The sequence below is a fragment of the Nocardioides dokdonensis FR1436 genome (assembly GCF_001653335.1).
Taxonomy (GTDB): Bacteria; Actinomycetota; Actinomycetes; order Propionibacteriales; family Nocardioidaceae; genus Nocardioides; species Nocardioides dokdonensis.
Genome location: NZ_CP015079.1, coordinates 2,258,769 through 2,281,318, shown reverse-complemented (window position 1 = coordinate 2,281,318; position 22,550 = coordinate 2,258,769). Strand labels below are relative to the sequence as shown.

The following is a 22,550-nucleotide window of genomic DNA, read 5'->3' as shown; positions in this document are numbered from 1 at the left end:
CGACCCTACGACCCTTCGAGCAACCGGTCGATCTCCTGGGTGGCGAACCACGCCAGGTCGTCGTCGGGCTCCGCGCCCGGCTCGACGTCGACGTGCACCGCGACCACGTCGGCCACCACGACCCGCTCGACCCCGTCGTCGACCTCGGCCACGACCACCACGCGCCGCTTCCCGTGGCCGACGAGCTCGGCCGAGGCCACGGCGGCGGTGAGCAGCGCGGCGTACTCGCTCTCCTCGGCGTCGTCCTCCGCCTCGACGGCTCCGGTCCGGGACAGGCCCGCCCCGGAGTGCAGGCGCGCCAGCGCCTGGAGGGACGCGGGCAGGTAGAGGCGGGTCATGGGCGGCTCGGTTTCTTCGTGCGGCGGCCGCGCGGCACCCGGGGTCGGGCGCCCGTCACGGTGTCGAGCAGCTCGTCGAGCGCCTCGGTCAGGCAGGTGCCCAGCACCTCGGCGTCGGGCACCTTGTCGCGGTCGACGGTGAGACCGAAGGACACCCCGCCGTCGTACGACGTCACGCCGATCGCCAGCAGGTGGCCGGGCAGCAGCGGCGGGACGGGGTACGTCGCCACCATCCGGGCGCCGGCGGCGTAGAGCGGGGACTGAGGGCCGGGGACGTTGGTCACGACCAACTGCAGGCCGCGGACGTTCTCCCAGGCCGCCACCCGCGACCCGATCGCGTGGAAGGTGCTGGGCGCGAACCCGGCGATGCCGGCGAGCCGGTTGGCAGCGACGCCCCGACCCGTCTCCTGGTGGCTCTTGAAGGCGTAGGACACCTGGTGCAGACGCACCACGGGGCTCGCCTCGCCGACGGGCAGGTCGACGACGTGGGCCTCGATCTGGCTGCCCAGCGAGGTCGCCTCGAGCTCCCGGTCGATCACCGAGACCGGCACCACGGCCCGGACCCGGCGCAACCCGGCCAGCGACTCGGTGCGGGTCATCAGCCAGCCGCGCAGCCCGCCGGTGATGGTGGCGAGGATGACGTCGTTGACGGTGCCGCCGTGGACCTCGCGGATGCGTTGGTAGTCGGCGAGGTCGGTGTGCACCGACACCACCCGGCGCTGCTGGGAGTGCCGTCCGCTGATCGGGGTCTCCCCCTCGTGGCGGCGCCCGGTGACCGCGCCCAGCACCCGCCCGGCCCGCTCGCCCGCCGCGTCGGCGGTCCGGGCCGCAGCGGCCGACGTGCTGCGCAGCGTCTGGCCCAGCACCCGGGGCCGGGTCAGGTTGTCGCGCACGGCGCCGAGCACCAGGCTCGACGAGGTCGGAGGCCTCCAGGCGTGCCACTCGTCGCCGCCGAGCGACTTGGGCTCCGGGGAGGTGTCGAGCAGCACCTGGGCCAGGTCGACGGTCTCGACGCCGTCGACCAGCGCCTGGTGGGCCTTGTAGAGCAGCGCCACGCGGCCGTCGGCGAGGCCCTCGACGACGTAGACCTCCCAGAGCGGCTTGGTGCGGTCCAGCGGGCGGGAGACGATGCGCGCGACCAGCTCGCGCAGCTGCTCGGGGGTGCCGGGACGCGGCAGCGCGGAGCGGCGTACGTGGTAGCCGAGGTCGAAGTCGGGGTCGTCGATCCACACCGGGTTGGCCAGCCGGCCGGGGACCGGTTGCAGGCGCTGGCGGTAGCGCGGCACGAACGAGATGCGGTCCTCGATCAGCTCGAGCAGCCGTTCGTGGTCGAATCCCGACTCCCCGGGCTCGAAGATCTCCACGGTGGCGTTGTGCCGCGGCGTGGCGGCCGTCTCCTCAGCCAGGAAGGCCAGGTCGCGCGAGCGCACCCGAGTGGTCATCTGGCCAGGCCCCTAACGTCGTCGTGCTTGTCCTGCATGGGATTCTGTCAGAGCCCACCCCCCGCGCGACGGACCTACCACCGGAGGGGATCTCCTCCGGTGGGTGCCGCGCGCCGTGCCCGAGAAGGATGAGCCCCATGCTCCGCGCCCCGATCCGTCCCCGCACCCGTGCCGTCGCCCTCGTGGCGGCCTTCGCCCTGCCGCTGGCGGTGAGCGGCTGCGGGTCCGACGACTCCGGGAGCGAGCCCGACGGCGGCGCGGGCGGCAACGAGGCGGTCAGCATCGAGATCACCGTCGAGGACGGGGTCATCAGCCCCAAGGGCGACCGGGTCGAGGTCGGTGTCGGTCAGGACGTCGTCTTCACGGTGACGGCCGACGCGCCCGGGGAGGTGCACGTCCACTCCACCCCCGAGACCGAGTTCTCCTACGAGGAGGGCACCACCGAGGAGACGCTCACCTTCGAGCGTCCCGGTGTCGTCGAGGTCGAGTCGCACACGATCGACCAGCTGATCGTCCAGCTCGAAGTCTCCTGACGTGACGCTCCTGCTGGGTCCCGCGCTGGGCGACGCCGCACGCACCGTCGAGGCCCACGGCATCGGCGGCGCCAAGGACCTGCCGATCTCCCCCGAGCTGGCCGTCGCCGGCGCCGTGGCGGCCCTGACGATCTCCTTCACGGTCCTCGCCCTGGCCTGGCGCACCCCGCGCTACGCCTCCGAGCACACCCCGGACCACGGCGGCCACCTGCTGCCGGACGTCGCGCAGCGGGTCCTCGACTCCCGGGTGTGGCGCATCGCGCTGCGGGTGGTCGGCCTGCTGTTCTTCGCCTGGGCCGGCATCGCCGCGGTCGCGGGTCAGGACCTGCTGACCAACCCGTTCTTCGGGATGTTCTACGTGTGGTGGTGGGTCGGCATCGTCCCCGCCTCGCTGCTGCTGGGTCCGGTCTGGCGGGCCGTCAGCCCGGTGCGCACCCTCAACCTGCTGCTGGCCAGGGCCTCCGGGTCCGACCCCGAGCGGGGTGTCTTCGCCTACCCCGCCCGGTGGGGCTACTGGCCCGCCGCACTGGGCCTGTTCGCGTTCGTGTGGCTGGAGCTGGTCTACCCCTACTCCACCGAGCTCGGGCCCGTGCGCCTGTGGGCCGCGGTGTACGTCGCGGTGATGCTGGTGGGCGGGGCCCTCTTCGGCAACACCTGGTACGCCCGCGCCGACCCCTTCGAGGTCTACTCCTCGCTGGTCGCCAAGCTGTCGGTGTGGGGCAGCCGCGACGGGCGCGTCCTGGTGCGCTCCCCGTTGTCCAACCTGGCCACGATCGAGGCCCGGCCCGGGCTGGTCGCGGTCGTGGCGGTGCTCTTCGGCAGCACCGGCTTCGACTCCTTCCGCGAGTCGCCCACCTGGGTGCGGTTCCTGCTCAACACCGACGCGATCGCCTCGCGGGACTGGGCGGCCACGCTCGCCGACAACCTCGCGCTGATCGTCTTCTGCGGCGGCGTCGGGCTGCTCTTCGCCGCCGGCACGATGCTCACCGGGGTCGGCTCGGAGCAGCGACGCATCCACCTGCCCGGCCAGTTCGCGCACTCGATGGTCCCGATCATCGTGGGCTACATCGCCGCGCACTACCTGTCGTACTGGATCGAGGTCGGCCAGGACACCCTGATCAAGGCCAGCGACCCGATGAGCACGGGGGCGAACTACCTCGGCACCGGCGACTGGCGGGTCAACTACTGGCTCTCCTACCACCCGACGCTGCTGGCCAACCTCAAGGTGGCCGGCGTCGTGCTGGGCCACGTGGTCGCCGTGGTGGCCGCCCACGACCGGGCGATCACGCTGCTGCCCAAGCGGCACCAGCTCACCGGCCAGCTGCCGCTGCTGGCGCTGATGGTCGGCTTCACCGCCGGCGGGCTCTTCCTGCTCTTCGCGGCCTGACCGCTGCAGCCTGGCCGGCGCCCACCAGGGCGTCGGCCACCTCGGCGACCGCCCGGGTCAGGGGGGACTCGCCCCCCTCGAGCAGGGTGCGCCCGGCGACCAGCGCCCGGTCCACCCCGGGCCGGTCCTCGGGCAGGAAGTGCAGCGACGCCGGCGCGACGAAGCCGCGCACCATCCCCGCGACCTCTTCCCGGGTCCAGCCCAGGCTGGGCCGCATCTGGTTGACCACGAGCCGCACCGGGGTGCCGGGCCAGCGCTCCCCCAGCTCGACCAGGCCCCGCGCCAGCCGCGACAGGCCCACCGGGTCGGCCGTGCCGACCGCGAGCACCTCGTCGGCGACCTCGAGCGCGCCGAGCGTCAGGGCGTTGCGCGAGGGCCGGCCCCCGACGTCGGCGGCCGGGTCGTCCTCGAGGTCCGCGCCGACGTCGACCACCACGTGCCCGCCGACGCGCCCGAGCTCGAGCAGGTGCTCCAACGCCCCCGGTCGCACCTCGCTCCACCGGTCCGGACGGGGCAGGCCGGTGACCACGCGCAGGTGCGGGCCCAGCGAGCGCTGCACCGACGACAGCCGTTCCTCCAGCACGCCCGCGGTGGCGAGCCGGGCCGCAGCCAGCAGCCCCGAGACCTCGTCCAGGACGCCGAGCTGCTGGGCGATGCTGCCCGCGTGCGGGTCGGCGTCGACGAGCAGGGTCTCCTCCCGCCGGCGCGCCAGCTCCGAGGCGAGCGCCACGGCCACGGTGCTGCGTCCGGGCGCGCCGGCGGGCCCCCACACGGCCAGCACCCGGCCGGGTCGGGGGACGCTGGCCGGCGGCCCGGCCCCGACGTCGTACGCCGGCGCGGCGGCGACGCGGGTCGGCTCCGGCTGCACCTCGGGGGCGGTGACGGCGTCGGCGACGGTGTCGACACGTCCCTCGGGCACCAGCGTGCGGACCCCGATGCGGGAGGCGCGCAAGCGGGCGGTGTCGGGGGCCACGGTGCTCGGCACCACCGCGACCGGTCGGACCTCGTAGTGGTGCAGCAGGTCGACGGCGGAGGCGTCCAGGCCGTGGGCGTCCAGACCGAGCACGGCCACGTGCGCCTGACCGGCCGAGGCCGCGGCGAGCAGGTCGTCGACGTCGACGCAGCGCTTGAGCAGCACGACGCCGCTGCGGGCGTTGAGCGCCTCGACGGCCGTGCTCTCCCAGGCGGCGCCGGCGGCGGCGACCAGCACCACCACCGGGTCGGAGCTCCCTGGCCCCTGCACCGGACCCGCCACCGGACCCGTCACTGGGCCCTCGAGATCAGGACGGTCGGCTCCCCGAGCCGGCCCAGCAGTGCGACGTAGGCGTCGGCGTCCTCCGCCGGCACGGCCACCACGACGCGCCGCTGGCCGGAGGAGCCGAAGCCCCCGTCTGGGGTGCTGGCGTCGACCACGGTGACGTCGGCGAGCACCGGGCCCGGGTCGAGCCGGACCTTGCGGCCGTCGGCGTCGCGCCCGGTGGCCAGCAGGTAGACGTCGACGGTGGTGCCCGCCCCCAGGTCGGGCAGCCGCTCGGGGTCGACCGAGAGCGGGAGCTCGACGCGGGCGGCCCCCTCGGCGGGACCGAGGGCCGCCGCCGGCACCAGCTCCCCCGCGGTGACGGGGCGCACGAGGGTCGCGTCGGCGGGCAGCTCGTCGTCGGCACCCAGGTACCCCGCCTGCGCCTGCGCGTCGTCGAAGCGGACCCGCTGCGCGACCAGGTCCTCGGGCTCCAGCCGCTGGCCGACCCCGAGGTCGCTGCCGGCGGCCCAGACGGTGACCATGTCGTCGGCGGCCGCGAGCAGCCGCGCACCGAGCAGCACCGAGGCGGCGACCAGCGCGACACCGACCCACAGCCGCGGGTCGCGCCACCCCGGTCGGGTGCTGCGCACGGCGGGCGGGACGACGGAACTGCTCGCTGGTTCGGCCTTCACGGCCGGCATCATGCCCACTCCGGCCGCTCCTCTCACCTGCTCCTCCACAGGCCCCGCCCCTCCCCGCCCCCGGCCGAGCGGTCACTTCTGCACCATCGACAGGTCAGTTGTGCACCATCCAGAGGTCAGTTCTGCACCTGGGTCGGTGCATTAGTGACCGCTCGGTGGTGCAAAAGTGACTGCTCGTCCCTGGGTGGGCGGCGCGGACCACCCGTCCACAGGCGCCGGGTCGCTGCCCCGTACCGGAGCCCGCAGGTGCGACGATGGGGCCATGTCCGGCACGCCCCGCTTCCTCACCCTCGCCGACGTCGCGGAGGTCCTCAACACCTCCAGCGCCCAGGTCTACGCCCTGGTGCGCCGCGGCGACCTCCCGGCGATCAAGATCGGCGGGCGTGGGCAGTGGCGGGTGGAGTCGGCCCAGCTCGAGCAGTTCATCGAGCGGATGTACACCGAGACCCGCACCTTCGTCGACGAGCACCCCTACGTCGAGGCCGAGCGGCCGGAGTAGTCGGGCCGGGCGGCCCGGGCGGGACGGTCGCCCTCAGCCGACCTCGGGTCGCAGCGTGATCTCCACGCGCTCCTCGGACCCGTCGCGCAGCACCGTGAACTCGATCGTCTCCCCGGACTGGTGGGCGCGGATGGCCACGATCAGCGCGATCCCGTCGGTGACCCGGTCGCCGTCGACCTCGACCACCAGGTCGCCCTTCTCCAGCCCGCCGTCCTCGGCGGCGCTGCCGTCGACGACCTCCTCGATCCGGGCCCCCCGGCCGTCCTCGCGGCCGGTCTGGACCTGGGCGCCGATGACGGGGTAGCGGGCCTCGCCGGTGCGCAGGATCTGGTCGGCGGTGATCTTGACCTGCTCCATCGGGATCGCGAACCCGACCCCGATGTTGCCGGAGCTGCCGCCGCCGAAGCTGCCGCCGCCGGTGGTGGCGATCGCGGAGTTCACGCCCACGACCTGGCCGAGCAGGTTCACCAGCGGTCCGCCGGAGTTGCCGGGGTTGATCGCGGCGTCGGTCTGCACCGCGTTGATGTACGACGACTCGTTGGCCGAGTCGCCCGTGGTGACGGGGCGCTGGAGCGCGCTGACGATGCCGGAGGTCACCGTCGAGCTCAGCCCCAGCGGCGAGCCGATGGCCACCACGGTCTCCCCGACCCGCAGGGCCGAGGAGGCGCCCAGCGACGCGGGCTCCGTGCCCTCGAGCCCGGGGACCGCGAGCACGGCGAGGTCGTAGACGGGGCTGCGGCCCACCACGCTGGCGGCGTACCGGCTGCCGTCCTGGTCGACGACCTGGATCTTCCCGCCGTCGGCGGCGTCGGCGACGACGTGGTTGTTGGTGATGACGTGGCCCTGGCGGTCCAGGATGAACCCCGAGCCGGTGGCGCCCTCGTCGTCGGAGCCGAACTCGGCGACGATCTGCACGGTCGCCGGCAGCAGCGTCTCGGCGACGGCGGCGACGGAGCCGTCCTCGGCCTTCAGGGGTGCCCTCGAGATCGTGTCGACCCCCGCGAGGCCCTCGCCCACCGTCCCGAGGTCGTCCCGGTCGATCACCGTGATGACCGCACCTCCCACCAGGCCACCGACCAGGCCCACGAGGAGGGCGAGCGCGGTCACCAGCGGCCACACCCAGCCGCTGATCCGGGCCCGCGGAGCGGGCGGGGCCGCCGGGCGGGGAGCCGGCGCCTGCCCGTAGCCGGCGTACGGCGCGGGCGGCGGGCCCAGCAGCGGCTCGGGGGCCGGGGCGGGGAGCGGCGCCGGGGCCGGGGACTGCTCCGGGTACGGCGGCTGCTCGTCGTCACTCACCCACCCATCATCCCCTGAGCCAGGCAGCCGGTGCTCCCCCCGGCCCGGGTGGTCCCCGCCGGACCGCGCGGACCGGGTGCGGGATCAGGGACGGGTGGCGTTGCGGGCGGGCGTCACGCTGGGCCCGTACGTCGGCACGGTGACCGAGGTGACCGGCACCTGGCGACCCGGGGTGGGTGCGTCCGCGGGGGCGGCACCGAAGGCGAGCAGCCCGAGCACGGCGACCCCGGCGGCGCCACCGACGGTCGCGGCGACCCCGCCGGCTCGGCGGTGGCGGCTGGGGGCCTGGTCGCCGAGGGAGAGGTAGGCGTCACCCAGGACGGCGCCGCTCAGCAGGGCCCCCTTGAGGTGGTCCGGCGCGCCGGACGTGGGAGCCGCTCCCAGCCGCGTCTTGACCGCGCCGAGGCGCTCGACCAGGTCGCGGCACAGGTGGCAGCCGTGGACGTGGGTCCACAGCCGCTCGGCCTCCTCGGGGGCGACGTGGCCGTCGAGGAGGGCGCTGGCGCGGCTGCCGAGGTGTCCGATCACCGGGCGCCCCCCGGGACGCCGGGCAGCGTGACGAGGCCGGGCACGACCGGTCCGGCGAAGCGCGAGCGGCCGTTGGCGGGGGCCCGGTGGGCCAGCGCGCTGCGCAGCATCGCCCGGCCGCGGTGGATCCGGCTGCGCACCGTGCCGAGCTTCGCGTCGAGGATGTGGGCGATCTCCTCGTAGCTCAGCCCCTCGACGTCGCAGAGCACGACCGCGGCGCGGAAGTCGGGGGGCAGCGTCGCGAGCGCGCGCTCGATGTCGTCGTCGAAGCGCTGGTCGGCGTACGCCGCCTCGGGGGCCGGCGAGCTGCTGGTCAACCGGGCCGCCCGCTCGTCGGAGAGCGCGTCGAAGCGGATCCGCTGCTTGCGCCGGGCCTGGTCGAGGAAGAGGTTCGTGGTGATGCGGTGCAGCCAGCCCTCGAAGGTGCCCGGTGTGTAGGAGTCCAGCGCGCGGAAGACCCGCACGAAGACCTCCTGGGTCAGGTCCTCGGCGTCGTGCCGGTCCCCGGTGAGCCGGTAGGCCAGCCGGTAGACGCGGTCGGAGTGGTCCTCGACGATCCGCTCCCACGACAGGGCCGGGTCGGGCTGCTGGGTGCTGGTCATGGCTGTCTCCTGGGAGCGGTGCCTGCTGCCCACGGCGTGGACCTCTCTCACGCTAGGGCCTCTTGCTGAGGGGAGTCTGTGAACCTCGTCGCCTCGTCCAACGAGCGGCACCGGGGTGGTGTTCCCCGGTCTCGGGCCCGCACCGCGATAGGTTGAGCGCGACCGCGCGGGCGCCTGGCCGCGCGCCACGTCTGCAGGAGGCTCGTCATCACCACGCCGATCACGCCCGCCAGCTGGTCCCACGCGGAGGCGTTCGTCCCCGAGGACGACGTCCTGGCCGCTGCGCGCTCGCGCGCCGAGGAGGTCGGCGTCGTGCCGATCAGCCCTGGCGGCGGCGCATCGCTGCGCTTCCTCGCCTCGATCCTCGAGGCCCGCGCGGTCGTCGAGATCGGCACCGGCACCGGGGTCTCCGGGCTCTGGCTGCTGCGCGGCATGCGCGGCGACGGTGTGCTGACCACCGTCGACATCGAGGCCGAGCACCAGCGCCTGGCCCGGCAGTCCTTCACCGAGGCCGGCATCGCCACCCAGCGCGCCCGGACCATCTCAGGCTCCGCGCTGGAGGTGCTGCCGCGCCTGACCGACGGCCACTACGACCTGGTCTTCTGCGACGGCGACAAGCGCGAGTACTCCGCCTACCTCGCCGAGGCGATGCGGCTGCTGCGCCCCGGCGGCGTGGTGGCCTTCGACAACGCCCTGTGGCACGACCGGGTCGCCGACCCGGCGCAGCGCGACGACGAGACGGTCGCCATCCGCGAGCTCGGTCGCGCCGTGGCCGCCCACGACGGGCTGCTCTCGGTGCTGCTGCCGGTCGGCGACGGCCTGCTGTGCGCCAAGAAGGTCTGGAGTCCCGAGGACGAGGACTAACCCTCGAGCTCGGCGGCCTGCTCCTCGGAGATGATCGACACGTACCACCGGTGGCCCCACTCCGAGCCACGGACCGGGTCGCCCGCCTCGATGCCTTGGCTCGGGACGTCCTTCGGCGCGGGTCGTGAACCCACGACGTAGATGTTCCACGACTGGCCGAGGTGCTCCTCGGTCGGGCTGAGCGTCAGTGAGGCGTCCGGGGCGTGCTCGGTCCAGGGCAGGGGGTAGCCCTCCTCCTCGTACCAGCCGAAGCCGCCGTCGGCGGTGCTGAAGCGGTCCACTCCCTTGGCGAACTGGATGCCCTCCTGCCACTGGCCCTCGTAGGAGACGCTGTAGGTGCGCCCGGCCACCAGGAAGTCCTCGCCCTCGCCCTCGACGACCCCGAGGAAGGCCTGCTCCGGGTGGGCGACCGGGGTGGGGATCGTGTACCTCTTCGCCTTGCTGGTGCGGACCAGCCTCTTGCGCTTGTACTCCTTGACGCGGAACGAGTAGGTCTCGCCGTGCTGGAAGTCGTGGTCGACGCCGGAGAACGACGCGTAGCCGTAGGACTGGGTCTCGGTGGCTCTGTCGCCGTCGACGAACGCCCGGTACGTGTGGCCCTTCCGGACCCCCTTGAACTGCAGGCTCACCACGCGCCAGCCCCAGTGGTAGCCGGCACCGCCGCACTCGCACGAGACCCCGACGGTCGTGACCTTCAGAGGCTTGGTGCGGGACCGGTCCGCGGTCGAGTCCGCGGCCGGCGCGCTCGACGACGGCTCGGCGGCCTGAGCCGGGGCGAGGCTCAGTCCCGCGAGGAGCAGGGTGAGGGACGTGACGACGCCGGCGAGGCGGGTCAGGGGCGTGGTGGGCACAGGGGCTCCTTCGGGGGTGGGAGGCTGACCCTGTCAGCCGCCCGGCGGCCCCTGCGGCCGGAACCGCGATCCCGGACGATCCCGAACAGCTGTCGGGAGCGGCGGCTACCCCTCGTCGCGGGCGGTCGGCGTGAAGCCGTCCCAGCCCTCGGCCACGGCCACGATCTCGCAGGCCTCGATGAGCACCGGCGCGCTGCCGACGATCACGGACCCGGGCGCGTCGGCGGCGCCGGCGGTGAACGTCTCCTGGAAGGCCGTGCGGGCCTCGTCGGTGGCGAAGACGTAGCAGCCCTCGAACCACTGCCCCGGCACCATCCGCCAGGTCTTGAAGCACAGTCCCGACTGACCGGTGAACTTCGCGTGCGAGGTGGTCTCGACGTAGGTCGCCAGCTCGGCGCCGACGCCCTCGCGGGCGTCGGTGAGCGACCAGCGCACGGTCAACCCCTTCATGGGCGCTGCTGCCCCTCGCCGACACCGGCCAGCGGATCCGCGGAGCCCAGCCAGCTCAGCAGCGCGCGGGCGCCGAAGCCGGTGGGCCCGGTGCTGTACTCGTGCACGTCGACCGGCGAGTCGCCGACCGAGGCGATGTCGAGGTGCGCCCACGGCACGTCGCCGGTGAAGTGGCGCAGGAACAGCGCCGCGGTGATCGCACCCGGGCCGCCCCCGGCGTTGTCGGCGTCCGCGACCTCGGAGGCGATGCGCTCCTCGTAGACGTCGGCCAACGGCATCCGCCACAGGGTCTCCCCCGAGTCCTCGGCCGCTGCGGCGAGGTGGGCGGCCAGGGCCTCGTCGTCGGCGAAGTAGCCGCCGGTGCGCAGGCCCAGCGCGACCTTCATCGCACCGGTGAGGGTGGCGACGTCGACGATCGCGGCGGGCTGCAGCCGCGCGACGCCGTACGCGAGCGCGTCGGCCATCACGAGCCGACCCTCGGCGTCGGTGTTGGTGACCTCGGAGGTGCGCCCGCCGTAGTGGCGCACCACGTCGCCGGGGCGCATGGCGCTGCCGGAGACGGCGTTCTCTGCCGCGGGGACCAGGCCGACGACGCGGACCGGGCAGCCGACGGCGCCCAGGGCCGCCATGGTGGCGATCACCACGGCCCCGCCGGTCATGTCGCGCTTCATGGTGGCCATGCCCTCGGCGGGCTTGATGGACAGACCGCCGGTGTCGAAGGTGATGCCCTTGCCGACGAGCACCACGGTCGGGGTCTTCTTCGAGGCGCCCGGCGGGGTGTAGTCGAGTCGGATCAGGCGCGGCGGGCTCGCGGAGGCCTGGCCCACGCCCAGGACGCCACCGAAGCCCTCGTCGGCCAACCGGTGCTCGTCCCAGATCTCGACGTCCAGACCGGCGCGGCCGGCGGTCTCGACCGCCTGCTGGGCCAGCCAGGCCGGGTTCTTCAGGTTCGAGGGGACCGTGGCCAGCAGGCGGGCCTGCCACCCGGCACCGGCGATGGCCAGGGCGCGGGCGAGCACCTGGCGGTGCTCGGCGGTGTCGCCGACGCCCGCGAGCACGGCCCGACGCACCGGCGGCTGCTCGGGGTCGCGGCTCGACCAGCTGAACCCGAACGAGCCGAGCACCAGGCCGACGACGAACGCCTCCAGCCCGGCTGTCATCCCCGCAGGTCCGGCGGCGGCCGGCACCGAGGTGGCGACCGCCTCGCGGTTGCGCACGGCGCGCGCCAGGGCTGCGCCGGCGCGCCGCAGGTCGACGGGGCGCTGCTGGCCCACTCCCACCAGGAGCACCCAGCGCAGCTGGGCGTTCTCGGGGCCGCCGAGCGGCACGGGGACCCGGATGACCTCCCCGACCGCGCCGGTGGCCTCCTCGAGGTCCAGGACCGCGAGCAGGTCGAGACCGAGCCCGTCGGACAGCTCGGCGGCACCGGGACCCAGCACGGGGCCGGTCCTGGGCTCGTCGCTGCCCGCTCGATTGGAGTCGCCGGCACCGTCCTGCGGGCTCTCGGCCGGCAGGACGGGGACGGCGACCACGTCGACGCCCAGGACGGCGTACGGCCCGAGGTCGCTGAGAGCGACCTCGGGCGGGGCGACCTGGGGCGGGAGGTGGTCGGCGGTGGGGGCGGGCATCAAGCGGGACGCGGCCGGCTCAGCCGACGACGCCCTTGAGGGCGTCACCCAGCGCCGTTGCTTCGTCCTTGTTGAGCTCTACGACGAGGCGGCCTCCACCTTCGAGGGGAACGCGCATCACGATGCCGCGTCCTTCCTTGGTGACCTCCAGCGGACCGTCGCCCGTCCGCGGCTTCATCGCCGCCATCCGGCACCTCTTCCCATTCGTGCGTGCACAGGTGCGGACCCCGGTCGAGGACCCGAGTCGCGCGTGAATCTTTATTATCCCCTATCGCCGCGGTGACCGACACCACAGGGTTCACCCCCGGGCGTCGACGCGACCCGGACACCGCTCGCGGCGTCGGTCGGGCAGACTCGGACCATGACCTCCGAGACCCCCGCCACCGGCACCCCGGACAGCCCGGCTCCGACCGTCCTGCTCAGCACCGCGGACGGCGTCGCGACGATCACGCTGAACCGACCCGGCGCCATGAACAGCCTCGACAACGCCACCAAGGACCTCCTGCTGGAGACGGTGCGCGGCGTGGCTGCGGACCCCGAGGTGCGCTGCGTGGTGCTCACCGGGACCGGGCGCGCGTTCTGCACCGGGCAGGACCTCAAGGAGCACATCGAGCTGCTCGAGAACGGGGGCAGCGACGCGCTGTTCCGCACCGTCGACGAGCACTACAACCCGCTGGTCACGCTGATCGCCCAGATGGACAAGCCGGTCGTGGCCGCGGTCAACGGCGTGGCCGCCGGCGCGGGGGCGTCCCTGGCGATGGCCTGCGACATGCGGATCGTGGCCGACACCGCGGGCTTCAACCTCGCCTTCGCCGGCGTCGGCCTGTCCTGCGACACCGGCGCCTCGATCCACCTGCCGATCCTGGTGGGCCGCGCGAAGGCGATGGAGCTGCTCTACTTCCCGCGCACCGTCCCGGCCGCCGAGGCCCTCGAGCTGGGCCTGGCCACGACGGTGGTGCCCGCGGACGCTCTCGGCGACGAGGTCGCCGCGCTGGCGGCCCGCCTGGCCGCCGGGCCGACCCTGGCCTTCGGCGCGATGCGCCGCTCGGTGGCGCACTCGGCCAGCCACGGCTTCGAGGAGTCGCTGGCCTTCGAGAGCGCGATGATGACCCGCACCGGCGCCAGCGAGGACCACCGCGGGGCCGTCGAGGCGTTCGTGGCCAAGCAGCGGCCGCAGTTCCGGGGCCGCTGAGGAGCCGGTCGGCTCAGACCGTGGCCGACCAGTAGGCCCAGGTGAAGACCGCGACGCCCACGACCATCCCGACGTGGGCGAGCACGGAGAGCCCGGGACCGGCCGACCAGGTGTCCTCGGTGCCGGCCTGGGCGTGCTTGCCCTTCGAGGGCAGCCAGCGCGCGAGGATCACCAGCCCGACCAGGGCCACGACCCACCACAGGCCCAGCGCGACGATGCCGAGCAGCGACCCGCCGAGGGCGGTGTCGTCGGGTGCGACGAGGAAGACCACCCACAGCACCAGCGCCAGGGCGCCGGCGCCGGTGTGCACCGCGAGCCAGCGGCGACCCACGTCGAGGCGCCGCGCGGCACCGTCGGAGGGCCCGAGGCGCACGCGGGTGAGCACGACGACGACCGCCGCAAGGGCGGTGAGGACGTAGACGACGACCTGGGACGACACGGGCGTGAGTGTGCCCTACGCGTCGTTCGCCGCGCCACGCTCCCCGCCGTCCGGCGCGTCGCGCTCCTCGGGGCCCACCTCGACGCGGCCCTCCTCCAGCTGCGCGGCGAGCCGGTCGAGCAGCGCGTCGACCTCCGACATCCGGTAGCCGCGGAAGGCCAGCGAGAAGCGCACCCGGCGCAGGTCCGCACCCACGAGGCGGCCCGCCGGGACGAGCACGTCGGGCCGGTCGTCGTACTCCGCCGCGAGCGGGGTGCCGCGCCCGGCGGCGACCGTCGCGATCGCACCCATCACCAGCACCAGCAGGATCGCGAAGAACCACATCATGGCCGCGGGTCCTCCTCCTGCACCGCCAGGACGTGGCGCACCGCCTCCTCGACGTCGTCGGTGAGGAAGAGCAGGTCGAGGTCGGTCTGCGAGATCTTGCCGTCGGCCAGCACCGTCTCGCGCAGCCACGACAGCAGCCCGCTCCAGTAGTCGACGCCGATGAGGGCGATCGGGAAGCGGGTGACCTTCTGCGTCTGCACCAGCGTGATCGCCTCGAACAGCTCGTCGAGGGTGCCGACGCCGCCGGGCAGCACCACGAAGCCCCGGGAGTACTTCACGAACATCGTCTTGCGCACGAAGAAGTAGCGGAAGTTGATGCCCACGTCGACCCACTCGTTGAGCCCCGCCTCGAAGGGCAGCTCGATGCCCAACCCGACACTGGTGCCGCCGGCGTCGCAGGCGCCCTTGTTGGCCGCCTCCATCGCGCCGGGACCGCCACCGGTGATGACCGCGTAGCCGGCCTCGGCCAGCAGCCGGCCGGCCCGCTCGGCCTGCGCGTACGTCGGGTGGTCGGCGGCGGTGCGCGCGGAGCCGAAGACGCCGATCGCCGGGCCCAGCTCGGCCAGGGCGCCGAAGCCCTCCACGAACTCGCTCTGGATGCGCATCACGCGCCACGGGTCGGTGTGCACCCAATCACTGGGCTGGTGGGAGTCGAGGAGCCGCTGGTCGGTCGTGGTCGCCTCGCTGCGACGGGTGAAGACCGGCCCCGTGAACCGTCCGCGCAGACGCGACACCTCAGGCCCCCGCCCGCTCGGCGGGACCGGCAGGCCCGGCGGTGAGCCAGGCGCGCAGCGCCCGCTCGCAGTGCTCGATCTCGGCGACCGGCACGTGCTCGTCGGCCTTGTGGGCGAAGAGCGGGTCGCCGGGCCCGTAGTTGACGGCCGGCACGCCGAGCGCGGTGAAGCGGGCGACGTCGGTCCAGCCGAACTTGGGGGCGACCCGGCCGCCGACGGCCTCGAGGAACTGCTGGGCCGCGGGCCGGTCGAGCCCGGGCATCGCGGCGGCGCCGAGGTCGGTGAGGGTGACGTCGTACCCCTCGAAGAAGTCGCGCACGAACGCCTCGGCCTCGACGGTGGAGACGTCGGGGGCAAAGCGGTAGTTGACCTCGACCACGCACTCGTCGGGCACCACGTTGCCGGCCACTCCCCCGCGGATCGCGACGGCGTTGAGTCCCTCGTGGTACTCCAGCCCGTCGATGACCGGGCGCCGCGCCTCGTAGGCGTTGAGCCGCGCCAGCACGTCGGCGGCGCCGTGGATGGCGTTGACGCCCTTCCAGGAGCGGGCGGAGTGGGCGCGCTCGCCGGTCGTGCGCACCTCGACGCGCAGGGTGCCCTGGCAGCCGGCCTCGACGCCGGCGTTGGAGGGCTCCATCAGGATGGCGAAGTCGGCCTCGAGCAGGTCGGGGCGCTCCTCGGCGACCCGCTTCAGCCCGTTGAACTCCTCCTCGATCTCCTCGGCCTCGTAGAGCACGTAGGTCACGTCGCGCACCGGCTCGGGCACGGTGGCGGCCAGGCGCAGGATGACCGCGTCGCCGCCCTTCATGTCGCAGGTGCCGAGCCCGTGCAGGATGCCGGTCTCCTCGTCCATCCGGCTCGGGAAGTTGCCGTTGACGGGCACGGTGTCGAGGTGGCCCGCGATCACCACCCGCTCGCCGCGGCCCAGCTCGGTGCGAGCCACGACCGTGTGGCCCAGGCGCGTCACGCTCAGGTGCGGCAGCGCGGTCAGCGCCGTCTCCACGGCGTCGGCGATGCGCTGCTCGTCGCGGCTGACCGACTCGATGTCGCACAGCTGACGGGTCAGCGTCACCACGTCGGTGTCGAGGTCGAGCACGGGGGTCGGGCCGGTCGCCGTACGGCTGCCAGAGCTGGTCATGCCCCCATCCAACCAGCCGCTCCTCCACCCCGCGGCGGGTGCGCGCCGCCGACCCCGAAGGTTCATCGGCCGGCCGCTGAAACTCCTGGGTGGACGATGAAGCTTCATCGGCCCGGCGGCAGGTTCATCGGCCGGCCGACGAAACCCCCCTGGCCCACAATTGAAACGCGTTCTAGTCTGCGGACCATGCGCAACGGACTCGTCCTGTTCACCTCGGACCGCGGCATCACCCCGGCAGCCCTGGCGATGGCCGCGGAGGAGCGAGGGTTCGACACGTTCTACGTGCCCGAGCACACCCACATCCCGGTACGCCGCGAGGCCGCGCACCCCGGCACGGGCGACGAGACGCTGCCCGACGACCGCTACACGCGCACCCTCGACCCGTGGATCTCGCTGGCCACCGTGGCCGCGGTGACCAGCCGGATCCGGTTGTCCACGGCCGTGGCGCTGCCGGTGGAGTCCGACCCGATCACCCTGGCCAAGCAGATCGCCACGCTCGACCACCTCTCCGGGGGCCGCGTCGAGATCGGCGCCGGATTCGGCTGGAACACCGACGAGCTGGCCGACCACGGGGTGCCTGCCGAGCGTCGCCGCACCGTCCTGAAGGAGTACGTCGAGGCGATGCGCGCGCTGTGGACGCAGGAGGAGGCGGCCTACGACGGCGAGTTCGTCTCGTTCGGGCCGTCCTGGGCGTGGCCGAAGCCGGCGCGGCACGTGCCGCTCGTCATCGGCGCCGGCGGCGGGCCGAAGACGTTCGCCTGGATCGCCCGGCACGCCGACGGCTGGATGACCACCCCGCAGCAGCGCGACATCACCGCCCAGATCGGCGCGCTCCAGCAGGCCTGGGCCGACGCCGGGCGCACCGGCCGGCCCGACGTGCGCATCCTGATCGCCTTCAAGCCCGACCCCGACGACCTCGTCGCCTGGGCCGAGGCCGGGGCGACCGAGCTCATCTGGGGGGTCCCGGACAAGGAGCCCGACGAGGTGCTCGCCAGCCTCGACCGGCTCACCAGCCGCCTGGGCCTGGCCCCGGAGCCGCTCCTCGGGTGACGGGGCAGGACCCCCCATCTGGGTCACGCACGAGGGCGCCGGGGCGCCTAGCGTGGCAGGAGCCCACCCCACCCACGGAGGCTCCGATGACCCTGCAGACACCCTCGATCCTCGGCGCCGGCGAAGGTGAGCACTGGCACTTCCTCAACACGCTCCAGACCCTTAAGGTCGACGGCGCGCGCAGCGACGGGGCCAAGACGGCGCTGGTCTTCGAAGGCCCACGGGGCTTCGGGCCGCCGTTGCACAGCCACGACGTCGAGGACCGCGAAGGTCTTCCAGGTCTCCACACCCGCCCAGTTCGACGACTTCGTGCGCACCCTGGGCACTGCTGCCGAGAGCGCCACGATCCCCGAGCCTCGTGAGGTCGACGGGGCCCGGGTGGCGGAGGTCGCTGCCCAGTTCCGGATCCAGCTCCTGGGCCCGCCCCCGCCGCCCCTCGACTGACCTCAGGTCTTCGCCACCGCCACGGTCGCCTTCTCGCCGTCGCCGACCAGCACCGACGTCCCCGGGTGGTCGACGTTGGAGGACACCTCGTAGGCCGTGGTCAGCGTCTCGGCCATGATCAGCTCGCGGTGGGTCGAGGCGGCCGCCTGCACCGCCGGCGAGCCGGCGATCGTGAGGCCGATCCGGTCGGAGACCTCGAAGCCGGCGTCGCGGCGGGCCTGCTGGATCGCGCGCACCAGGTCGCGGGCCAGGCCCTCGGCGGCCAGCTCGTCGGTGACCACGGTGTCGAGCACCACGAAGCCACCGCCGGGCAGCATCCCGACCGCGTCGGAGTCCTCGGCGGAGCCGGCGACGGTCTCGAGCGTGAACTCGCCCTCGACCAGCACCAGCCCACCGGCGGTGACGGTGCCGTCCTCGGCCACCGACCAGTCCCCCGACTTCGAGCCCTTGATGGCCTGCTGCACGTCCTTGCCCAGGCGCGGTCCGGCCGCGCGCGCGTTGACGCTCAACCGCTGCGAGACGCCGTACGACGCCGCCTCGGGCGCATCGACGCCGAGCAGTCGCACCGTCTTCACGTTGACCTCGTCGGCGACGATCGACTCGAAGCCCTCGAGCGCCGCGGGGTCGGTGACGACCACGGTCAGCGTCGACAGCGGCAGCCGGTTGCGCAGCGCGCGGGCCTTGCGCAGCGCGGAGGTGGCCGAGCAGACCTCGCGGACCTGGTCCATGGCCGCGACCAGCGCCAGGTCGTCGGGGCCGGCGGGCAGCTCGTCGGGCGTCGGCCAGTCGGTCAGGTGCACCGAGCGTCCCCCGGTCAGGCCGCGCCAGATCTCCTCGGTCGCCAGCGGCATCAGCGGTGCGGTGGCGCGGCAGACCGTCTCGAGCACCGTGTGCAGGGTGTCGAAGGGCTCGGAGTCCGTGGCGTCCCAGAACCGCTCGCGCGAGCGACGGATGTACCAGTTGGTCAGCACGTCGAGGAAGGAGCGGGTGGCGTCGCACGCGTCGGCGACGGCGTAGGCGTCCAGCGACGTGGTCATCTGCTCGACGAACTGCCCGCACTTGGCCAGCAGGTAGCGGTCCAGCGGGTCCGTCGAGGCGGTGGAGCGCTGGGCGTCCACGGACCCGGCGTTGGCGTAGAGGCTGAAGAAGTACCAGCTGTTCCACAGCGGGATCAGCACCTGGCGCACCGAGTCGCGGATGCCCTGCTCGGTGACCACGAGGTTGCCGCCGCGCAGGATCGGGCTCGACATCAGGAACCAGCGCATCGCGTCGGCACCGTCGCGGTCGAACACCTCGCGCACGTCGGGGTAGTTGCGCAGCGACTTGCTCATCTTGTTGCCGTCGGAGCCGAGCACGATGCCGTGGCTGATGCAGTTCTCGAAGGCCGGCTTGTCGAACAGCGCGGTCGCGAGGATGTGCAGCGTGTAGAACCAGCCGCGGGTCTGGCCGATGTACTCGACGATGAAGTCGGCCGGGAAGTGCCCGGGCTGACCGTCCTTGCCGCTGAACCACTCGGCGTTCTCGAACGGGTAGTGCACCTGGGCGTAGGACATCGACCCGGAGTCGAACCACACGTCGAGCACGTCGGGCACCCGGCGCATCATCGACCGACCCGTCGGGTCGTCGGGGTTGGGCCGCACCAGGTCGTCGACGTAGGGGCGGTGCAGGTCGGGCTCGCCGGCCTTGTTGCGCGGCAGGTCGCCGAAGTCGCGCTGGATCTCGGCGAAGGAGCCGTAGACGTCGAGTCGCGGGTAGGCCTCGTCGTCGCTCTTCCACACCGGCACCGGGGAGCCCCAGAAGCGGTTGCGGGTGATCGACCAGTCGCGGGCGTTCTCCAGCCAGCGACCGAACTGGCCGTCCTGGATGTGGTCGGGGACCCAGTTGATCTGCTGGTTCAGCTCGAGCATCCGCTGCTTGATCGCGGTGACCTCGACGAACCACGACGAGACGCCCTTGTAGATCAGCGGCTCGCGGCAGCGCCAGCAGTGCGGGTAGGAGTGGTCGTAGCTCTCGCGGCGCAGCAGGATCGTGCCCGGCGTGACCGCGCCCGTGGCGTCGGTCGAGCCCGTCGAGGCCCGGGTCGCCGCCTTCAGGTGGTCGATGATGTGCAGGTTGGCGTCGAAGACCTGCATGCCGGCGTAGTCGTCGACGGGGTGCGTGAAGCGCCCGTCCTTGCCGACCGGCATCACCGGCTCGATGCCCTCGCGGTCGGTGACCTCCTTGTCGACCTCACCGAAGGCGCCGGCGGTGTGCACCAGCCCGGTGCCGTCGGTGGTGGTGACGGCGTCGTCGGCCGCGACCACGCGGAAGGCGCGCTCGTGGCCGAGGTAGTAGGAGAACGGCGGGGTGTAGGTGCGTCCGACCAGCTCCGCGCCGCGGTAGCGGCCCAGCACGGTCGGCTCGGCGCCGAGCTCCTTGGCGTACGCCGGCAGTCGGGCCTCGGCGAGCAGGTAGCGCGCCGTGGTGTCGGTGCCGGGCACGCCGGCCTCGACGACGACGTACTCGATCTCGGAGCCGACCATCACGGCCAGGTTGGAGGTCAGCGTCCACGGCGTCGTGGTCCAGATCAGCAGGTGCGCGCCGTCGAGCACCGGGTCCGCACCGGTCGCGTCGAGCGCGTAGCCGACGGTGACCGCGGGGTCCTGGCGGTTCTTGTAGACGTCGTCGTCCATCCGCAGCTCGTGGTTCGACAGCGGCGTCTCGTCGTTCCAGCAGTAGGGCAGCACCCGGAAGCCCTCGTAGACCAGGCCCTTCTCGTGCAGCTGCGAGAACGCCCACATGACCGACTCCATGTAGTCGGGGTTCATGGTGCGGTAGTCGTTGTCGAAGTCGACCCAGCGCGCCTGGCGGGTCACGTAGTCGCGCCACTCGCCGGTGTAGGTCATCACGGACTCGCGGCAGGCGTCGTTGAACTTGTCGATGCCCATCTCGACGATCTCGTCGGTGGTCTTGATGCCGTTGAGTCGCATCGCCTCGAGCTCGGCGGGCAGGCCGTGGGTGTCCCAGCCGAAGCGGCGCTCGACGCGGCGACCGCGCATCGTCTGGTAGCGCGGGATCAGGTCCTTGACGTAGCCGGTGAGCAGGTGGCCGTAGTGCGGCAGCCCGTTGGCGAACGGCGGGCCGTCGTAGAAGACGAACTCGTTCTCGCCGTGCTCGCCCGCGTCGCGCTGCTCGACGCTGGCCTCGAAGGTGCCGTCGGCGGCCCAGTAGGCCAGCACCCGCTCCTCGATCTCCGGGAAGCGCGGGGAGGAGGGGATGGCGCCCGTGGCGTCGGTGGAGACCTTCGGATAGGTCACTGCTGCTCCTGGGGTACGTCGGTCGTCGGGGCTGACTGCCACGAGGACGACTCCCCTGACGGGGTCCGCGGTACCACCTCGCTTGCCTCCACGGTGCTGCAGCGGAGGCCGCTCGTTGCGGGCTGTGACGGGCCTACCCGTCCGGTTCTACTGGGCTCCCGACCGAGGCCGGGGCTGTTCTTCCGGAGGCTCGCCGCTGATGACGGCTCAGACGCCTGTGCCCCGATCGTACGCCGCCGCGTGGGTCCGGCCGCAATCGGTTTGACCACGACGACGACCGGAGGCTCCCGCGGATCGATGTGTCAAAGAAACTTGACATGTCGGATTTCTGGTCCGATGCTGGGAGATGTCAAAGAACTCTAACACCGAGAGGCGCCCCATGCCGACGACCACCACCGCACGCCCCCTCCGTCCGTGGCTCCTCGCCGCCCTGCCCGCCCTGGCCCTCGCCGCCGGCGTCGGCGCGCTCGCAGCGCGGGTCCGCGACGACGCCCCCGACGCGGTGACGTTCACCGTGTTCGCGGCGATGACGTTCGGCTTCTTCCTGGCCCTCGGGGCGATCCTGCTCGACCGCACCGAGCGTCCCGAGCAGAACGAGGACTCGATCGAGTCCCAGTGGGCGCGCGAGGCGAGCAGCCGCGCGTTCTACGACCTGCTGATCGCCCTGGCCCTGGTCACCTTCCTCACCTCCGTGCTCGACACCGGGGGCGTGCCGCTGTGGCCCTTCGTGGCGCTCGGCCTCGCCGACATCTCGGTCCGCCTGGTCGTGCTCCAGCGGCGTGAGGGCTGATGCACAACCACCTCAGGACGGCGCGCGAGCGGGCCGGCCTCTCGCAGAGCGAGTGCGCGAGCGCACTGGGCGTCTCCCGACAGACCGTGATCTCGATCGAGAAGGGCCACTTCGACCCGCGCCTCTCGCTCGCCTTCCGCATCAGCAGGCTCTTCGAGATCCCCCTCGACGAGATGTTCGAGCCCGACGAGCACCCGCTGCCGTGAGCGGCTCCGCCACGAGGCAGGGTGCTGCCATGACGTCTCACGAGGGCATGTTCGTCCCCTCCGACCAGGACCCGCGCACCCAGATCGTCGACACCCGGGGTGAGCGCGCCTGCGTCGAGGGCTACCTGGACGCCTACCGGCACACGATCGCGCTGAAGTGCGAGGGCCTCTCCCCCGCCCAGCTGGCCACGGCGTCCGTGCCGCCCTCGGCGCTGTCGCTGCTCGGCCTGGTGCGCCACCTCGCCCGGGTCGAGCACCACTGGGCGCGGCGGGTGCTGGAGGGTCGCACCGACCTGACCCGGCTCTTCCACGGCCCGGACGAGGACGCCGGCTTCGGCCTGCCTCCCGAGGTCGACCAGGGCACGGTCGACGAGGCGTTCGCGCTGTGGCGGGCCGAGTGCGCCCACGCCCGCGAGGCGGTGGCCGCGGCGTCGTACGACGACCTCGTCGACGTCGGCGGCGACCAGATCGAGGTGCGCGACGTGCTGGTGCACCTCGTCGAGGAGTACGCCCGCCACGCCGGGCACGCCGACCTGGTCAGGGAGTGCCTGGACGGCCGCACCGGTCAGTGACCC

General features: G+C 73.3%; 26 protein-coding genes. 10 read left to right on the top strand and 16 right to left on the bottom strand.

Annotation, left to right across the window (positions count from 1 at the left end; translation table 11 throughout):
* Positions 1 to 5: 5 nt before the first annotated feature.
* Positions 6 to 338, bottom strand: coding sequence for a DUF6912 family protein (locus tag I601_RS10815; protein ID WP_068109349.1), 333 nt, complete (start codon positions 336 to 338; stop codon positions 6 to 8).
* Positions 335 to 1,780: a wax ester/triacylglycerol synthase family O-acyltransferase gene (locus tag I601_RS10810; protein ID WP_068109347.1), complete on the bottom strand. Its 1,446-nt coding sequence runs from the start codon at positions 1,778 to 1,780 to the stop codon at positions 335 to 337. The genes I601_RS10815 and I601_RS10810 overlap by 4 nt, the downstream gene beginning before the upstream one ends.
* A gap of 137 nt (positions 1,781 to 1,917) precedes the next feature.
* On the opposite strand from I601_RS10810, the gene I601_RS10805 reads away from it, so the two are divergent.
* Complete coding sequence (locus I601_RS10805) at positions 1,918 to 2,313, top strand: hypothetical protein (protein WP_068109345.1); 396 nt, start codon at positions 1,918 to 1,920, stop codon at positions 2,311 to 2,313.
* Position 2,314: 1 nt separating this feature from the next.
* A complete protein-coding gene (locus I601_RS10800) occupies positions 2,315 to 3,700 on the top strand; it encodes a hypothetical protein (protein ID WP_237089379.1) in 1,386 nt (461 codons plus the stop codon).
* Here the strand turns inward: I601_RS10800 and I601_RS10795 are convergent.
* Positions 3,663 to 4,943, bottom strand: a complete 1,281-nt coding sequence (locus tag I601_RS10795; RefSeq protein WP_157520054.1) for a CpaE/TadZ family protein — start codon at positions 4,941 to 4,943, stop codon at positions 3,663 to 3,665. The two genes, I601_RS10800 and I601_RS10795, sit on opposite strands and share 38 nt — an antisense overlap.
* A gap of 20 nt (positions 4,944 to 4,963) precedes the next feature.
* Positions 4,964 to 5,632, bottom strand: a complete 669-nt coding sequence (locus tag I601_RS10790) for a CpaB family protein (protein WP_157520051.1) — start codon at positions 5,630 to 5,632, stop codon at positions 4,964 to 4,966.
* Positions 5,633 to 5,903: 271 nt separating this feature from the next.
* Here I601_RS10790 and I601_RS10785 point away from each other — a divergent pair, with 271 nt between their 5' ends.
* Entirely contained in the window at positions 5,904 to 6,140 is a 237-nt protein-coding gene (locus I601_RS10785) for a helix-turn-helix domain-containing protein (RefSeq protein WP_068109342.1), read from the top strand.
* A 33-nt stretch (positions 6,141 to 6,173) separates the two neighbouring features.
* On the opposite strand, the gene I601_RS10780 is transcribed toward I601_RS10785, so the two are convergent.
* The 3 genes from I601_RS10780 to sigE all read right to left on the bottom strand — a co-directional run bounded on the left by I601_RS10780 (position 6,174) and on the right by sigE (position 8,599).
* Entirely contained in the window at positions 6,174 to 7,436 is a 1,263-nt protein-coding gene (locus I601_RS10780) for a S1C family serine protease (protein ID WP_068109339.1), read from the bottom strand.
* Between the two features lie 84 nt (positions 7,437 to 7,520).
* On the bottom strand, positions 7,521 to 7,964 hold the full coding sequence (locus I601_RS10775; RefSeq protein WP_068109336.1) for an anti-sigma factor: 444 nt from the start codon (positions 7,962 to 7,964) through the stop codon (positions 7,521 to 7,523).
* Positions 7,961 to 8,599 (bottom strand): RNA polymerase sigma factor SigE, encoded by a 639-nt coding sequence (sigE, locus tag I601_RS10770; RefSeq protein ID WP_257735244.1) that lies wholly within the window; start codon positions 8,597 to 8,599, stop codon positions 7,961 to 7,963. Before sigE ends, I601_RS10775 begins: the two co-directional genes overlap by 4 nt.
* 279 nt (positions 8,600 to 8,878) lie before the next feature.
* On the opposite strand from sigE, the gene I601_RS10765 reads away from it, so the two are divergent.
* Positions 8,879 to 9,430, top strand: coding sequence for an O-methyltransferase (locus tag I601_RS10765; protein WP_472459020.1), 552 nt, complete (start codon positions 8,879 to 8,881; stop codon positions 9,428 to 9,430).
* On the opposite strand, the gene I601_RS10760 is transcribed toward I601_RS10765, so the two are convergent.
* From I601_RS10760 to I601_RS10745, 4 genes are all read right to left on the bottom strand, one after another.
* Positions 9,427 to 10,281 (bottom strand): hypothetical protein, encoded by an 855-nt coding sequence (locus tag I601_RS10760; RefSeq protein ID WP_068109325.1) that lies wholly within the window; start codon positions 10,279 to 10,281, stop codon positions 9,427 to 9,429. The two genes, I601_RS10765 and I601_RS10760, sit on opposite strands and share 4 nt — an antisense overlap.
* Before the next feature lie 105 nt (positions 10,282 to 10,386).
* Positions 10,387 to 10,731 (bottom strand): hypothetical protein, encoded by a 345-nt coding sequence (locus I601_RS10755; RefSeq protein ID WP_068109322.1) that lies wholly within the window; start codon positions 10,729 to 10,731, stop codon positions 10,387 to 10,389.
* A complete protein-coding gene (locus I601_RS10750) occupies positions 10,728 to 12,359 on the bottom strand; it encodes a leucyl aminopeptidase family protein (RefSeq protein WP_068109319.1) in 1,632 nt (543 codons plus the stop codon). Before I601_RS10750 ends, I601_RS10755 begins: the two co-directional genes overlap by 4 nt.
* A 19-nt stretch (positions 12,360 to 12,378) precedes the next feature.
* Positions 12,379 to 12,546, bottom strand: coding sequence for a DUF3117 domain-containing protein (locus I601_RS10745; RefSeq protein ID WP_068109316.1), 168 nt, complete (start codon positions 12,544 to 12,546; stop codon positions 12,379 to 12,381).
* Between the two features lie 174 nt (positions 12,547 to 12,720).
* On the opposite strand from I601_RS10745, the gene I601_RS10740 reads away from it, so the two are divergent.
* Positions 12,721 to 13,551, top strand: coding sequence for an enoyl-CoA hydratase/isomerase family protein (locus I601_RS10740; protein WP_068109313.1), 831 nt, complete (start codon positions 12,721 to 12,723; stop codon positions 13,549 to 13,551).
* 13 nt (positions 13,552 to 13,564) lie between these two features.
* On the opposite strand, the gene I601_RS10735 is transcribed toward I601_RS10740, so the two are convergent.
* Genes I601_RS10735 through dapE form a run of 4 tightly spaced genes read right to left on the bottom strand, consistent with a single transcriptional unit; the run spans position 13,565 to position 16,189 of the window.
* Positions 13,565 to 13,990, bottom strand: a complete 426-nt coding sequence (locus I601_RS10735; protein ID WP_068109310.1) for a hypothetical protein — start codon at positions 13,988 to 13,990, stop codon at positions 13,565 to 13,567.
* Between the two features lie 15 nt (positions 13,991 to 14,005).
* Positions 14,006 to 14,317 carry a DivIVA domain-containing protein gene (locus I601_RS10730; protein WP_418303064.1) on the bottom strand — a complete coding sequence of 104 codons (312 nt, stop codon included), beginning with the start codon at positions 14,315 to 14,317 and terminating at the stop codon, positions 14,006 to 14,008.
* Complete coding sequence (locus I601_RS10725; protein ID WP_169834689.1) at positions 14,314 to 15,051, bottom strand: LOG family protein; 738 nt, start codon at positions 15,049 to 15,051, stop codon at positions 14,314 to 14,316. The genes I601_RS10730 and I601_RS10725 overlap by 4 nt, the downstream gene beginning before the upstream one ends.
* 1 nt (position 15,052) lies before the next feature.
* Entirely contained in the window at positions 15,053 to 16,189 is a 1,137-nt protein-coding gene (gene dapE / locus I601_RS10720; protein WP_068109304.1) for a succinyl-diaminopimelate desuccinylase, read from the bottom strand.
* Positions 16,190 to 16,375: 186 nt separating this feature from the next.
* Here dapE and I601_RS10715 point away from each other — a divergent pair, with 186 nt between their 5' ends.
* Both I601_RS10715 and I601_RS21850 read left to right on the top strand, forming a co-directional pair.
* Positions 16,376 to 17,239 (top strand): LLM class F420-dependent oxidoreductase, encoded by an 864-nt coding sequence (locus I601_RS10715; protein ID WP_068109300.1) that lies wholly within the window; start codon positions 16,376 to 16,378, stop codon positions 17,237 to 17,239.
* A gap of 309 nt (positions 17,240 to 17,548) precedes the next feature.
* On the top strand, positions 17,549 to 17,683 hold the full coding sequence (locus tag I601_RS21850; RefSeq protein WP_257732851.1) for a hypothetical protein: 135 nt from the start codon (positions 17,549 to 17,551) through the stop codon (positions 17,681 to 17,683).
* 2 nt (positions 17,684 to 17,685) lie between these two features.
* Here I601_RS21850 and ileS read toward each other — a convergent pair whose 3' ends face one another.
* Complete coding sequence (ileS, locus tag I601_RS10710; RefSeq protein WP_068109297.1) at positions 17,686 to 20,979, bottom strand: isoleucine--tRNA ligase; 3,294 nt, start codon at positions 20,977 to 20,979, stop codon at positions 17,686 to 17,688.
* Positions 20,980 to 21,358: 379 nt separating this feature from the next.
* Between ileS and I601_RS10705 the strand changes: the two genes are divergently transcribed.
* From I601_RS10705 to I601_RS10695, 3 genes are read left to right on the top strand one after another with little or no spacing between them, the layout of a single operon-like run.
* Positions 21,359 to 21,769, top strand: a complete 411-nt coding sequence (locus tag I601_RS10705; RefSeq protein WP_068109293.1) for a hypothetical protein — start codon at positions 21,359 to 21,361, stop codon at positions 21,767 to 21,769.
* Positions 21,769 to 21,975, top strand: coding sequence for a helix-turn-helix transcriptional regulator (locus I601_RS10700; protein WP_068109290.1), 207 nt, complete (start codon positions 21,769 to 21,771; stop codon positions 21,973 to 21,975). Before I601_RS10705 ends, I601_RS10700 begins: the two co-directional genes overlap by 1 nt.
* Before the next feature lie 29 nt (positions 21,976 to 22,004).
* Entirely contained in the window at positions 22,005 to 22,547 is a 543-nt protein-coding gene (locus I601_RS10695; RefSeq protein WP_068109287.1) for a DinB family protein, read from the top strand.
* The last annotated feature ends 3 nt before the right edge of the window (positions 22,548 to 22,550 follow it).